The sequence below is a fragment of the Kitasatospora sp. NPDC058048 genome, from assembly GCF_042885555.1.
In the GTDB taxonomy this organism is placed as follows: Bacteria; Actinomycetota; Actinomycetes; order Streptomycetales; family Streptomycetaceae; genus Kitasatospora; species Kitasatospora lactacystinica.
In genome coordinates, this window is record NZ_JBHVRT010000013.1 from 163,387 (window position 1) to 177,561 (window position 14,175).

Below are 14,175 nucleotides of genomic sequence, written 5' to 3' on the forward strand. Positions count from 1 at the left end.
GGTGGCAAGCCACCGCCCGCTCCGTACTCAATCGCGAATGTTGCGGATGTGGACGGTGATCCGTCGCCCGTTCTCGTCGCAAGTGACAGTGCTTCCGACTGGGCTGCCGGTGAGTGCTCTGCCCAAGGCCGTGAAGGGGCTCAGTTGGGTGGTCCCTTCGTCGAGGGGCTTTCCCGACGTGATTTCGTACTCCTGCTCCTCGCCCTCACCGTCGAAACGCAGGGTCACCACGCGGCCGGGACTGACGACGTCGGCCGGAGCGGTGCGGTCGCCGGTGAGGTAGGCCTTGAGAACGGCTGCACGGGCCGCCAGGTCGGCCTGCTGGTCCCGCTCTCGTCGGAGCTGATCTGCTCGTGCGCGCGGCCCAGCCCGATGGTCGGACGAGGCCTGATGCTCCAGCCTCGTACGGATCTGCCCCAGCTCGTGGTCGATGCGCTGTCCCACAGGCCCTGACAGCAACTCCTGTCGGGCCGTGACCCGAGAGCCGGCGGCAGGAATCTCGGGCGCGGACGCAAGGCCCGCCATCGTGGGCGGCGGTATGGAGCCGGGCCGGTCCGAGGTCTGTTGGGCGGGGATGTGGAACGCCTCAGGCGCCTGCTCCGGAGGGCCGACCTCGCGCTCGACGGCTTCCTTGAGCCGAGCCTCGGCGCCTGCCCGGTTCCGGTACCAGTCCGTGCCCCAGATCCGGTGCAGCTTCCAGCCCAAGCCGGAGAGCACGGACTCGCGGAGACGGTCCCGGTCCCGTGCGACCTTCGACGAGTGGTACATCGCACCGTCGCACTCGATACCGAGTGCGTACCGTCCCGGCCGTCGAGGATCGCGGATGCCCAGGTCGATCCGGTAGCCAGCGACGCCGACCTGGGGACGCACGGCGTAGCCCCAGCCTCGCAGCACCTCCAGTACAGACTCCTCGAATGGGCTCTCGGGAGGAGCTTCCTCCCCCTCCGGTTCCTGGGCCAGGACGGATGGGCCGTGTTTGGCGTACTTCAGGTAGCGGGAGAAGTAGCGGAAGCTCTCGCCCTCGGTTTCGCCGATCTCGTCAGGGTCGAAGGAGGCGACGACCTCGACCCGGTACCGTGCTCGGGTCACGGCGACATTCAGGCGACGCCAGCCGCCCGCACGGTTCATTGGGCCGAAGTTGCGGGAGACCCTGCCGCCGGGCTGCTGCGGGCCGTAGCCCACCGACATGATGATGACGTCGCGTTCGTCGCCCTGGACGGTCTCCAGGTTCTTGATGAAGAAACCGTCCAGGCGGTCCTCGGAGAAGTGCTCGTCCAAGTCGGGTCGGCCGTGTCTGGCGTCGTCGACGGCCTCCCGGACGGCGTCAGCCTGGGCCTGGGAGAGGGCGACCACGCCGAGCGAGCGACCAGGACGCGTGTCGAAGTGGTGGATCACCCGACGGGCCACCTCCCTGGCCTCGAGTGGGTTGTTACGTGCACCGGTGCCGGGCTGGTAGCACCCGTCTTTCGCTCGTACGAAGGCCACGCCCACATCGGGGCTGTCGGCCAGCGCACCCGGGAAGGTGGTCATCGAACGGTCGTAGAACTCGTGGTTGCTGAAGGCGATCAGGTGCTCGTGACGGCTGCGGTAGTGCCAGCGCAGTGAGAGGTTCTTGATCATCCCACTGGCCTTGGCCAGGGTGAGCAGGGACTCGTAACTGGTCGGCTTGTCCTCTGCCTCGCCGGGGACGGCATCGTCCTCGTCCTCGTCCTCGCCCGCAGTGAAGAAGGCGGTCGGCGGGAGCTGCTTCTCGTCGCCCGCGACGATCAGGGAACGGCCGCGGTAGACGCAGTTGATGGCGTCCTGCGGCAGGACCTGGGACGCCTCGTCGAAGATGACCACGTCGAACGTGAACTCCGGTGGAAGCAGCCTGCTGACCATCAACGGGCTCATCATGAAGCAGGGTTTGACGAGCCGTACGGCTTTGTCCGCCTCGCTGAGCAGCGTACGGACCGGTTTGTGGCGGGTCTTCTTGCGGCCCTCGGTGTTCAGCAGTCTGGTGCCCGGGTCACGTAGGACACTGGGCCGACGGGCGTCGCAGGCTTGTGCCACTTGGATCTGTGCGTGTTCAAGCAGGAGCCGGTCGACCTTTCGGAACTCCGTCACCCGGTCGTCACGGTCCTGGGACCGGGTCCAGAGGAGTCGGCCGTCATTCTCGATGACGCGGTCCGCCCATGAGCGGAGGACCGCCTTCTCGACAACGGCGCGGAAGTCATCCCGTCCCACGCCTGCCTTGGCGGCGCGCACCACGAGATCGCCGAGACGCCGAGCATCGAGCACCTGCCGGCCGCGCAGATACGCCGCCCACTCGTCCGGTCCGCCACGGTCACCGTCCAACTGGGCCAGCAGGGCCTGGGCGGACGCGAGGTCCCGCGTCAGGGCGAGTTGCAGTTTCTGCTCCCGCTCGGCGATGAACAACCCGGTCAGCTGGGCACTCGCGCGGGACCATCCGCCCACGGCCTCCTCCAGCTCGGCATCCCGTCTGGCTGCGTGGAGCGGCTTCGTGCTCTCGACCGGGAAGACCTGGCCGGTGACGAGGCCACAGGTCTTCCGGAGCCCGGCGATCCAGGCAACGGCCGCTCGGAGAGCCGATGGATCAGTTGTGCGCCCGCGGTAGAGGTCCTCAAGGAACTGTCGGTCCTGTGTGGCGGAAGCCCTGAACTGCTCGTTCGCCGCGACGGCGTCGGTCACCAGCTTCAGGGCATCCACTGCAGCACGCAGGGTCCAGTCGGTGCGGCCCGACACCGAGCCGACGGTCTGCAGTACGTCTCTTGCCGTTTGGAGCGGCGGCAGCTGGTCCCGACTCCACTGGGCGACCGAGGCGACCGGCTCGTCCTCCAGCGTGTAGGGAGCACCAACAGCCGGCGGGGGGACCAGCGAGTCCCGCCACCGGGTGAGGATCTCCGCGGCCTGCGACGCGGCGGTCCGCGCCGCCGCGCGAGGACTTCCGTCGTGCGCGAGCTCTCCTCGCAGAGCCTCTGGGTTCGTCACCCGTGGCGCGAGCTCCACGATCTCCTCGGCGCGGGCGATCAGGTCGGCGGCGGCGTCGAAATCGGTGTCCTCGCCCTTCCAGAGATGCGCGAGTGCCTGGCTCTCCAGCCGGGCTTGCCGCGTCAGCTCCTGCTGGGCTTTCTGCCATGCGACTGCGCTGGGCAGCGCGGCGATGACGCTCTTGGTGCACTTGCCCTGAGGGGGAAGGAGCGTGCGGACAAGTCGGCGGTCGGTTCGGCGTGCGGTCGAGAACCGGCCGGTGAAGGTCTGGTGAACGGTGGCGAAGCGCTGCGCGACCTCCTCCAGCGAGTCCTCCGTCAGCACGCTGTCGGTGAAGACGTGCTGGGCCTTGCCCCGTGCCGCTCGTAGCTTCTGGATCGCCTTGGACAAGCGCGACAGGGCGGTCCGCGCGGAGCTGAGCCCCTCTGGGGAGAGCCAGAGGGCAGGCGGCTTCAGCTCTGGCGGAGCAGTCGAGAACGTGGCCAGCCGAGCCAGCCGGAGCGCATCCGCGCAGGTGACCGGCTCTTGAACGCCGTACATGCTGGCGGCACCGGTGGAGAGTTGGCAGGCTTGGTCCAAGGCATCCGCGTCGGTCGCCAATTGAGTGATCAGTGCCTTCGCCTGGTCGGATGTGAGAACCATCAGATCCAGCGAGGAGGATGAGAGGTTCGAGGGTGCGGACCACTCGGTCGCCTCGGCACGAGATCCGGTCGATGCGAGGTCCATCCAGCCGGCACCGAGCGCGACCACCGCTCGTTGCTCCGCCTCAACGGCGTCGGTGTAGCGTCCGATGAACGACTCGACCGTGGAGCCGAGGTGGGGAAAGTCCAGTCCCAGCCAGGCAACGGGAAGCGCGGGGCGCTTCTCGCCCATGTGCAGTGCTTCGACCAGACGAGCCGCGTCGTGCAGGCCTTCCCATCCCATGGCGTCGAGCAGGGCCGCGTGTGGGGCGAGAGTCCGGCGGATGCCATCGAGCTCCTCCAACGCCCGGTCCAAGGCCTCAAGTTCGCCGCGGGCACCGGTCAGGTCACGCCAGACGAAGGCCTCGCCCTCAAGGGCGGGACGCCAGGATCGGGCGATCCAGCCGGCGGCCTCGGTGATCTGGTGCAGGACCTCCTCCGTCAGCCCGCCGGCGTCGAAGGACGGTTCCGGACGAAGTGGATGGACGTTCTCCAGCCGGGCGATCCGGCCGAGAACCGTGTGGAGTGACGCACCGAGGCCGGCACGGTGCTCGTTCATCGCCGCGGCGTAGCCGGAGAGTTCTTCGCGGAGATCCTTCGCTACGGAGCGTTCGCCGCGCCTGGGGCTGGGGAAGGACCGCGGAGGTGCTTCGAGTGCCCTGCCGAGTTCCTGGGCGACCTGCTTCCGGCCCATGGTGTTGCTGTGCAGGGCCAGGACGTAGTCGTCGAGACCCACGTCCCTGAGCCTGTTGCGCACGACGTCGAGAGCTGCCGCCTTCTCGCTGACGAAGAGGACGGTTCGCCCTTGGTCGAGGAGTCCGGCGATGATGTTGGTGATTGTCTGGCTCTTGCCAGTGCCGGGCGGCCCGTCCATGACGAAGCTCCGGCCTTCGACGGCGGCGGCCACACACTGGCGTTGCGACGAATCGGAGTCCAGGACGAGTGGAGTCTGCTCGGGAGGCTGGAGCTGGTCGATCCGGTCGAGCGGCATCGGGTCGAAGTCGAAAGTGGCGGTGGGAAGGTTCGAGCTTCCGCCCAGGCCGATCGCACGGACCAGGTGGCTCTTCAGGATTCGAGTCCGGTTGTCCTTGAGATCGCGGTACATGGCCTCCTTGCTGGAGTTGAAGGCATCGAGTACGACCCGGTCATCGACTGACCAGCCCTCGCGCTTCGAGGCTTTCCGGCGAATCTGGTCCAGTAGCACCGGGACATCGGGGAGGTCGACCTGCTCCGGACTCGGCCAGTCGACCCCGAGCTCCTCCATCTTGATCGCCAGGGCCGGGTTGAAAGCCACCTCCTCGTCGCCGTTGATCTCCAGCAGGTAGGAGTCGCCCTTCCACCGGCGGAGCGTCACGGGAACCAGCACCAGCGGTGAGACGACGCTCTCCGCCGACGGGGCCGGCCGCCACTTCAGGAAACCGACGCCCAGGTGGAGAACCCACAGGCCGTAGTCGTTGAACTTCTCCTTCGCGACGGTCACCAGCCGACGCAGATGGCGGTCCTGCTCAGCCTGTGTCGCCTTCGAGGTGACGAGTTCGATTCGTTGGGAGGGGCGCCTGACGGCGGCCCGGGAGGCCGGTGTGTCGATCGGTCGGCTCCCGGCTTGGGCCGCCGCTGGTCGTACTGGCTTGTCGAGCCGTACAGGCAGGGCGGACTGGGCCGCTGCGGCGTCCGGTTCGGGCTCCTTGACCGGTGCGAAGACGCATCCGTCGATCAGCCGGTCGAGGATGGCGGACATCCCCGGATCGGTGATGTCCATGCCGGCCTGATTCCTGGTACGGCGGTAACTCACCAGTCGGTTGCGGAAGCCGAGATCGATGAGGGCCTTCTGCCAGTGGTCGAGGAGTCCTTCCAACGGGTCGGTGCCACTCCGACTTCCGGGGCGTCGGTGTTCCAAGCCGGACAACTCCGTTCTGTCATAAGTAGGGTGCGCAGGTGAGCGCGCTGGACGAGCCTAGTGTGTGGTGCGATGCCGGTGGCGTTCGTGGCCGATCTGAGATCCGGCGCCTGGCATTCGTCGGGCGCCGGACGATGAGTCGCCGGTTCGCCGCCGAGCCCACCGAGGGCGACCTGGACCGCCGCGCCGACCGTCCTCGCAGCCCACCAGCTCCGGCGTCAGCGGTGTGGGCGGGCCCGGGAAGCAGGCAGCGCCCCGTCTCCCCTGGGCCTACCGCGACGCGGGTGTTCTCGTCGGGCTGCGGCCGATGAGGGTGTTCATCACCTTGAGGGCCGCTCGCTGGCGCTGGGGCTTCGTCGACCATACAGCTGGGCAGACCACGCCGAAGAAGAGCAACAAGCCGACCACCAAGGTCGGAGCGGCCGAGATGACGGCGATGGTCGTGTTGCCCTGGAAGCCCGCCACCATCGGGCCTGCGGTCGTGGCTGTCATGGCCGTCGGCGCCAGCCAGCGGGTCGAACGCCCGGGGCCGCCGCCACGTGCCGGGCCGGGGCCTTCGCCGGACACGGGACCGCGTTCCGGTCGCCGGCCCGTGGCCTCCGGTCCCTGGTCGATCTGCAGGTGCCCGTCGTTGCCGGACCCCCACTGCGGCTTGCGCCGGCGCGCGCTGTCGCCCATTCCGTCCCCCTTCCGATAGCGGTGGCACCGTGCCTCGCCGCCCTTGGGAGGACCGGTGCCTGGCGATGACGATAGCGCAATTTCTTTGGAAGGAATCCTTGGTGCATTTTCTTGGAGATCTTTGGTTAATCTTGGAAAATGATGGGTGATGCACTAGGCTCGCCGCATGGCCACACCAGTGGAGGAACTCGAGCAACGCCTCGCCGCTCTGCGTACGCAGCTGAGGGAGGCGCGGCGCGCCGGTGATGCGACGGCGACCGCGCGGATCCGCAAGGAGCTGCGTGAGGTCGAGGCGGACTGGGAAGCGGTGTTGGACGAGGAGGAGTCGGAGTCGCTCCAGGGCGCTTCCACCGCGCCGCCGCCGACGCGGGCCGAGCAGCGGCCGGTCGGCAGGGCGATCCCCGGAGCCGTCCCGGTGCGCGAGCAGGTCTACCAGTCGCTGACGATCCTCGGTGCGCCCGCCGCGCCGAAGCTCATCTCCTCGGTGTACGAGGCCTTCTTCTCCGAGTCGCTGGTCGCCACCAAGCTTGCCTCCCTGCGGCGTGATGAGGAGCGTTCCTTCACCGCGCAGGGCTACTCCCGTCCCTACTACATCTGTGCCGCGATCAACCACGACCGCCTCACCGCGGCCCGTGGCCTGCTCGCGGTCTCGGTCTGGTCGCTGGAGCAGCGCCTGATCACTCCGCTTAGCCCGCGTGCCGACTTCCTTCGGCACGCGATCGGGACGGCCGAGCAGATCCAGCGCCTCGACAACGCGGGCAATCCGCCGTCCGAGGCGGCATGGCGGCTGCTGCGCCGCTTCGCGCTCACGATTCCGGGCGCCTACAGCGAGGCCCTGCGGCCCGACCCGGAGCGGGTGCTCTCCGCCGCGCGAGCCGAGGCGGAGGTCCACCAGGGCGAGGGGAACCGGGAGCGGATCGACGCCGCTCGCCGCGCACGCGAACAACTCAGCGATGTGCAGCAGCTTTTCGGTGCGAGGGAACTCCATGACGCCCTCCGCAGCGGGGGAGGGGTCCTGTAGTCGAGGGGTCCCGCATTCGCATCGGAACCTCAGGAGATCGGCGCCACCCCGGAACGAAGAGAGGCCATGCCTTCCCACTCATCCGAGCCGCCCGACCGGTTGGCTCAACTTCGCGGCGCGCGGCCGCCGTTGGCGTACACCGCCCGTAAGATCACCGCGCTGACGGCGAATCCGGCCTGTGCCCGGCGGTCCGTCCTGGACGCCTCAGGGGTCGACAAGACCGCTCTGGCCCGGCGGCTGGGCCATGAACCGCGCTTCGGCCAGTCGCCGTTCGCCATCGCACGGGAGGAGGCCTTCAAGGCCACTGTGCGCTGGGGCTCGTACGCCGAACTGATCCGGCTGTTGCGGGAGGACCTCGGCGTACCGGTCGACGAGGCCAAGCTCCAGGACCTCGGCGAGGTCGGGGGGATCACCTCGCTCGAAGTCCGGGAACGGGAGACCCGCGGTGTCATCGAGCGGATCGCCGCCGGTGACGAGGAGCGGTTGATCCTGCAGAGTCCGGTGCTCACCGTGGAGGTGGCCGGCCGACTGGCCTACCTGGAGCCCGATGCCCTGACCCACCGGATCGACGGCAGGTTTCACGTCGTGGCGATCAGGTCGTTCCCCGTGATCGACGGTCAGGCCGATCCGACCGCCGTCGCCCGGACCGCGAAGCAGGCCTCCGTGTACGTGCTGGCCCTGCGGCGCGCGTTCGCGGCCGCAGGGCTGGATCCGGAGCAGATCGCCGACACCTTCCTGCTGGTCTGCCCCAAGGACTTCTCCAACCGGCCGTGCCTCAGCGGGATCGACCTGCGTCAGGAACTCGCCGCCCTCGACTTCCAGCTGAACCGGCTGCGGCGCGCCGAGGACCTGGCGCGCGCTCTTCCGGCGACGGCGACCCTCGACATCGACCGGGACCCGGCCGTGCTCCACGAGTCGGTGGAGCAGCTGCCCGCCTCCTACGTCCCCGACTGCCTCTCCTTCTGCGAGATGGCCCACCACTGCCGCGACGAGGCCGACGCCCACGGATACCCCGCCCGGCTGGGCAGCACCGTACGGAACGCCCTGGCGGGCATCGACTCCACCAGCACGGCCCTCGCCTACCTCGACAGCGGTCTGCCGCCCGGCGCGGAGAACGCCGAGACCGTCGAACTGCTCATCGCCGCCGACCGGCTCTTCCGGCTGCGCACCGAGGAGACCGCATGAGCATGCTTGCCACGGTCGCGACGCTCCGCGCGACCCAGACCGGCAGGGCCCAGCCCCTGGCCACGGTCCGGCACCACCACCTGGACGACCACCCGTTCGTCCTGGTGCCGCTGACCCTCGCAGGGGAGGCCTGTGCGCCGCTGGCCGCACTGGCGGGCACCGACCCGGACCACCCGACCCTGCTGACCGTCCGCCGGCCCAGGGACCGGGTCCAGCGGTTCCGGTTCGCGGAGGAGCTGGCGGCCCTTCTGCTTCCCTACTTCGAGGAGTGCCTGGCGGAGGCCGAGACCTACACCGTCGGCAAGGGCGAGAAGGCGGAGGAGCGCCAACAGGCGTGCCGCGCACCGCAACTGCTCGTCCCCAACGGTGAAGGCATCGCCTACCTCCGCCGCCTCGGCCGGCTCACCCGGCTGCGCAGCACCGACGGATCTCACGCTGTTCATCCCGACGTGCCGAAGCTCGGCAAGTGGCTGACGTGGTTCGAGGGTCGGGCGGAGTTCCCGGGGTCGAGTGCCATGCTCGCCGTCAGCCGGGTGCTCACCGCGCACTGGGCGACCGGCCAGAGTTCCGCCGAGGACTCCCACCTGGCGGCCGTCGTCGCCTGGATCGATCCGCCCGACGGCCGTACGGGGGCGGAAGCCGCCCGGGAGACCGAGAACCCACTGGTCTGGCCGCCTGCCGGACCTGCCACGGACGCCGGGTTCGACGCGCTCCTCGACGACCTCCTCACCCGCCACGCGGAAGCCGAGGGACGGGTGCGGGAGCGGTTCGGCGAGCGCATCGACCGCGCCCTGTGCGAGCAGTTGCGGCCGACGTGGGACCTGGTCTGGCGGGGTGTCGGCCTGGCGCGCGCCCTGCCCGAAGGGGGACATGTCGAGGAACGGTGGACCAGCGACCGTCGGCGGTTCACCGACTACGCGGCCTACCTGGAGGAGCACGGCCACCCGCAGGGCAGGCGCGACCGCGCGGTGGGCGCGGCCCGGCGGCTGGGCCTGCTGGAGGACGACACGTCCCGCTACCAGACCCAGCGGGCCTACGACGACCCGCTGGTGATGGCGGAGTACGAGCTGAGCGGAGAAGCGTTCAGTGGCACCGTCGTCGCCCGGGACGAGGATCGGTTCGAGCCCGGGAAGAGGACCCCGCGCTGGCGTCCGACGATCACCGTGCGCAGCGAGCGCCCGGTACGGCTCACCGTCGGAATCAAGGTGAAGTCGCCCGGCCGCCTGAAGCAGCCGGCCGAGATCATCGACGTCACCCCGCACGAGGGGGTCCACCTGGTGACCCTCGAACTCTCCGGCGGCTTCGCGAACAAGCGCAGGCCACCCGCACCGGAAGGCACCCTCGCCGGGATCGGCGAGACGGTGACCTACACGACGCTCGGCGTCGACTCGCGGCCGGCGAAACTGCCCGCCGAGGAGAACACCCCGTGGACCCACGGAGGCCCGCCGGTGCCCTACGAACCGACCGACGAGGACGCCGAGGAGGAATGGGCGTGAACGACACCACGACGGTGGCGGCAGCGATCCCGGCCGCGCGTACCCCCGCCGATGAGGCGGTGGGCCCGGGGGGGCCGGGGGGCCGGGCCGACCGTGCGGTGGCCGGGATCCTGGCCGACCTCGACCGGCCCACCGGGCGGGGCGTGGTGGTGGACTCCCCGCCCGGCGCCGGCAAGTCCACCCTGGTGAAGCGCGCCGCCGGGCACCTCACCGGCGCCGACCACCAGGTGATGATCGTCGCGCAGACCAACGAGCAGGTCGACGACCTGGTGGACAACATCGCGAGGGAGTACCCGGAACTGCCGGTGGGCCGCCTGCACGCGACGGGCTTCGCCCTGCCGGAGCGCGTGACCCGGCACCTCAACGTCTCCGGCGACACCGGGATCGACGCCCTGCGTCACCTGCCGGTCGTGGTGTCGACGGCCGCCAAGTGGCGGCACGTGGACGCGGAGAAGTCCGGCACCTGGCGGTGGGCGATCATCGACGAGGCCTACCAGATGCGTTCGGACGCCCTGCTCGCGGCGGCGCCGCTGTTCGACGCGCCCGACTCCCAGGTGCTGTTCGTGGGGGACCCCGGCCAGCTCGACCCGTTCGCGACCGTGGACACCGACCGGTGGCAGGGCCTCAGCTGGGATCCGCTGCGCAACGCCGTCGACGTCACGCTCGCCCACGAACCCGACCTGCTCCGGCACCAACTGCCGATCTCCTGGCGGCTGCCCGAGATGGCCGCGCCCCTGGTGGCGGAGGCCTTCTATCCGTACTACCCCTTCGAGTCCGGCACCACGGCGAGCGACCGCGTGCTGACCTACGGGAGCCTGCCCCATCGGCCGGTCGCGGAGGACCCGGTGCTGGCCCGGGCCGCCGACTCCGGCTGGGGCTACCTCGAACTCCCGGGACGTCACACCCTCGACCACGACCCCCAGATGGCCGAGGCGCTCGCCTCGACCGCATCCCGGCTGCTCGAACGGGGCGCGCTGGTCAACGGCGAACCGTTGGCGCAGGCCCGGATCGCGATCGGCGCGGCGCGGACCGTCCAGGTGGACGCGGTGCGGGCAAGGCTGGCGGAACGGGGCCTCACCGAGATCACCGTGGACACCGCCAACCGGCTCCAGGGCCGGGAGTTCGACGTGACCCTGGTCTGGCACCCGCTCTCCGGCCGCCCGGACGCCTCCGCCTTCCACATGGAGACCGGCCGACTGTGCGTCCTGCTCTCCCGGCACCGGTTCGCCTGCATCGTGGTGGCCCGCGCCGGCATCACCGACCTCCTCGACCGGCACCCCCGAAGCAGCCCGATCCACCTGGACGTCCCACCCAAGTTCCCGGATGGCTGGCGCGCCCACCAGGTGGTCATGACGCACCTGGAACGCGCTGAGCACCGGTCCGGGCCGCGTTGAGAAGCAGTGTGCGTCCACGTACTGTGACGCCCGACGGGGAGGAGGGGAGAGCCGTTGCGCAGGGTGCCGCCGGAGATGTTCCGGTTCACGACGGGGGAGAAGGCCGAACTCTACGGTGCGATCCTTCAGGCCTTCGGCGCGGCCAACGAGAGGTTGGAGACCGCGCTCGGGCTGGACGAGGTCCGCACCCGGCTGCGGACGGTGGGCTGGCTCGACGCGATCCATGACGACGACCTCCAGGAGGCGCTGCGCAAGCTCAGGGAGTGGCAGCTGCTGGACGTCGTCCAGAACCACGCGGAGAACTACCGCACCGCCGAGGAGTACGAGCGCCGCAACCTCCAGTACTCGCTGACCCGGCGCGGTGAGGCCGCGTTCGCCGGGGTCGAGCACGCCCTGTCCGTCCTCGCCTCGACCGGTGCGCTCCAGACGGCGGTGCTGGAGGCGATCGCGGACCGGCTCGACGAGCTGTACGTCCTGCTGGGGGACTCCACGTCCTCGGACCGTCGGGTCTTCACCACGCTGCAGGAGCTGGAGGGCCACCTGGAGGCGCTGCTGGCCAACACCAAGGCGTTCAACGGCGAGTTGCAGCGCCTGCTGCGCGCCGAAGGTGCGGACCTGGCGACCTTCCGGGAGGTCAAGGCCGCGACGGTGGCCTATCTCCAGGAGTTCCTCGTCAACCTCGACCAGCGGGGAGAGGCGGTCGCCTCCGCCGTCGAGCGTGTGGAGCGGCGCGGGGTGAGCCTGCTGCACGCGCGGGCGCTGCGGGGTGCCGAGCTGCCGCCGGTCTCCGACGGCGATCCCGCGCCGGCCTGGCTGGAGCGGCGCCGGGCGCGCTGGGAGGGGCTCCGGTCCTGGTTCCGGCCGGCCGACGGGGCACGGCCCCGCGTGGAGCAGCTGCACGACGTGGCGCGGCGGGCGATCGTGACGCTCCTCCAGGTTCTCGACCGGATCACCGAGTCACGGCGCCGCTCCTCCAGCGCCGTCCAGGACTTCCGGGAGCTGGCCCGCTGGTTCGCCGCAGCGCCCACCGAGGACGACCTGCACCGCCTGTGGTCGGCCGCCTTCGGTCTGGGGTCGGCCCGTCACGCCCATCTCGCCCACCCCGACCCGGAGTTGGTTCCCTCCTCGGGCAGCTGGGCCGAGACCCCGCCGGTGGAGGTCTCGGCGCTGCTGCGCACCAGCGGCCGCACCGAGCGGTTCACCCGCACCGGGAAGGTGCGCGACATCGGCGGGATCAAGGCGGCCCGGGCCGAGCGGGCCCGGAAGGAGCGGGCCGAACTCGAAGCGGCCTGGGACGTTCTGGGAACCGACGGCCCGGTGCGGCTCTCCGACCTCCGCGTGCTGGACCACACCGTCTTCGAGCGGCTGCTCGACCTCCTCGGCCGGGCGTTGGCCGTACGACCGGACGCCGGCGGGGCACGTCGGGCGGTCACCTCGGACGGCCGCGTGGAGATCGTGCTCCGGCCTTCTCCCGAGGGCGGACGGGCCGTCCTGCGGACCTCCCACGGCCGGTTCGAAGGGCCCGACTACCTGGTGGAGATCCGGAGCCCGAGCGCACTGCGGGCGGTCGTCCGGGAGGACAGCGGATGAACACCACCAGGAGCGGTACATGAGCACCCTCGCCAACCAGCTGGTCCTGGCCGAGCGGCAGGACATAGCCCGAGGCATCAGACTGCTCCTCGGCCTGCCGCTGATCACCGAGCGCGGTGACCCGCCCGCCTTCGAGCTGATCCGCCGCCGTCAGGATCCGCTGACGAAGTGGTTCGACTACAACTGCGGCTGGCAGCTGGTGGTGGAGCCGCGCCTGGGGTATGCGCGTCTGCTCAAGATCCGGACCGTGCCCGACGCCTCGCGCCCCGCCCGTCGGCTGCGCTCCGGCAAGGCCCCGTTCGACCGCCGCCGTTACACGCTGCTGTGCGTCGTCGCGGCCGAGCTGCTTCCGGTCCCGGTCACGACGGTCGGCCTGCTCGCCGACCGGGTCGTCCACGCCTGTGCCACCGACGAGGCACTGCCGCCCTTCGACACGGCGAGCAAGTCCGAGCGCATGGCGTTCGTGGACGTGCTCAAGCTGTTGGAGGCCTACGGCGCGCTCCTCACCGTGGACGGCGTCACGGAGAGCTTCGTCGACTCGGCGAAGGCCAAGGTCCTCTACCGAGTGGACGCCACCGTCCTGATGCGCCTGCTCGCCGCGCCCGTCGGCCCGTCCCGGCTGGCCGTTCCGGCGCAGGACGTGCCGCTGCGCTTCGAGGAACTCCTGCGGGGCACGGTGCGCGAGAGCCGGTACGGCGGGGCCGACGCCTCCGACGCGCAGCGCAACCTCCGGCTCCGGCACTCGGTGCTCCGGCGGCTCCTCGACGATCCCGTCCTGCACCACGACGAACTCGGCGCCGACGAACTGGCCTACCTGGCCTCGCCGACGGGGCGCCAGATCGTCAAGCGCGCCGCCGAGCAGGGCGGCTTCGTGCTGGAGGAGCGGGCCGACGGTCTGCTGCTCGTGGACCCGGAGGCCATCGCCACCGACAGCCGCTTCCCGGACGACTCCGCGACGGCCCGCGTCGCCGCCCTGCTCCTGCTGGAACCGCTGACGGCCGCCCCGGACGGGCTGACACCGGAACAGCTCGAGGCCGAGGCGAACACGCTGCTGCGGCGCTTCCCGCGGTGGGCGAAGGGCTACCAGTCCGAGGACGGCGCCCAGCGGCTCACCGCCGATGCCCTTCGTGTCCTCGACGACTTCGGCCTGGCCCGCCGGATCGGCGACCGCACCGTTCCCCGGCCCGCGGCGTTCCGGTACCGCACCACCGTGACCGACGGTCCCGCAACCTGACCAGGGAAG

The 14,175-nt window shown here is 70.4% G+C and carries 8 protein-coding genes; 6 read left to right on the forward strand and 2 right to left on the reverse strand.

What is annotated here, in order from left to right:
* Nucleotides 1-27: 27 nt before the first annotated feature.
* Together ACFVVA_RS16380 and ACFVVA_RS16385 are read right to left on the reverse strand one after the other, a co-directional pair.
* Nucleotides 28-5,526, reverse strand: a complete 5,499-nt coding sequence (locus ACFVVA_RS16380; protein ID WP_387690003.1) for a DUF4011 domain-containing protein — start codon at nt 5,524-5,526, stop codon at nt 28-30.
* A 312-nt stretch (nt 5,527-5,838) separates the two neighbouring features.
* On the reverse strand, nt 5,839-6,246 hold the full coding sequence (locus tag ACFVVA_RS16385) for a hypothetical protein (RefSeq protein ID WP_387690005.1): 408 nt from the start codon (nt 6,244-6,246) through the stop codon (nt 5,839-5,841).
* Between the two features lie 166 nt (nt 6,247-6,412).
* Here ACFVVA_RS16385 and ACFVVA_RS16390 point away from each other — a divergent pair, with 166 nt between their 5' ends.
* The 6 genes from ACFVVA_RS16390 to ACFVVA_RS16415 all read left to right on the forward strand — a co-directional run bounded on the left by ACFVVA_RS16390 (nt 6,413) and on the right by ACFVVA_RS16415 (nt 14,166).
* A complete protein-coding gene (locus tag ACFVVA_RS16390; RefSeq protein ID WP_387690007.1) occupies nt 6,413-7,267 on the forward strand; it encodes a hypothetical protein in 855 nt (284 codons plus the stop codon).
* 66 nt (nt 7,268-7,333) lie between these two features.
* Nucleotides 7,334-8,452: a hypothetical protein gene (locus tag ACFVVA_RS16395; protein ID WP_387690009.1), complete on the forward strand. Its 1,119-nt coding sequence runs from the start codon at nt 7,334-7,336 to the stop codon at nt 8,450-8,452.
* Nucleotides 8,449-9,948: a hypothetical protein gene (locus ACFVVA_RS16400; protein WP_387690020.1), complete on the forward strand. Its 1,500-nt coding sequence runs from the start codon at nt 8,449-8,451 to the stop codon at nt 9,946-9,948. The genes ACFVVA_RS16395 and ACFVVA_RS16400 overlap by 4 nt, the downstream gene beginning before the upstream one ends.
* A gap of 59 nt (nt 9,949-10,007) precedes the next feature.
* Entirely contained in the window at nt 10,008-11,342 is a 1,335-nt protein-coding gene (locus ACFVVA_RS16405) for an AAA family ATPase (RefSeq protein ID WP_387690105.1), read from the forward strand.
* A gap of 75 nt (nt 11,343-11,417) precedes the next feature.
* Complete coding sequence (locus ACFVVA_RS16410; RefSeq protein WP_387690107.1) at nt 11,418-12,932, forward strand: TIGR02677 family protein; 1,515 nt, start codon at nt 11,418-11,420, stop codon at nt 12,930-12,932.
* A 19-nt stretch (nt 12,933-12,951) separates the two neighbouring features.
* Nucleotides 12,952-14,166 carry a TIGR02678 family protein gene (locus ACFVVA_RS16415; RefSeq protein ID WP_387690022.1) on the forward strand — a complete coding sequence of 405 codons (1,215 nt, stop codon included), beginning with the start codon at nt 12,952-12,954 and terminating at the stop codon, nt 14,164-14,166.
* The last annotated feature ends 9 nt before the right edge of the window (nt 14,167-14,175 follow it).

Excerpts from the sequence above, each read along its gene's own strand:
- ACFVVA_RS16390 (WP_387690007.1), top strand. The coding sequence starts at position 6,413 with ATGGCCACACCAGTGGAGGAACTCGAGCAACGCCTCGCCGCTCTGCGT.
- ACFVVA_RS16395 (WP_387690009.1), top strand. The coding sequence starts at position 7,334 with ATGCCTTCCCACTCATCCGAGCCGCCCGACCGGTTGGCTCAACTTCGC.
- ACFVVA_RS16410 (WP_387690107.1), top strand. The coding sequence starts at position 11,418 with ATGTTCCGGTTCACGACGGGGGAGAAGGCCGAACTCTACGGTGCGATC.
- ACFVVA_RS16400 (WP_387690020.1), top strand. The coding sequence starts at position 8,449 with ATGAGCATGCTTGCCACGGTCGCGACGCTCCGCGCGACCCAGACCGGC.
- ACFVVA_RS16385 (WP_387690005.1), bottom strand. The coding sequence starts at position 6,246 with ATGGGCGACAGCGCGCGCCGGCGCAAGCCGCAGTGGGGGTCCGGCAAC.
- ACFVVA_RS16415 (WP_387690022.1), top strand. The coding sequence starts at position 12,952 with ATGAGCACCCTCGCCAACCAGCTGGTCCTGGCCGAGCGGCAGGACATA.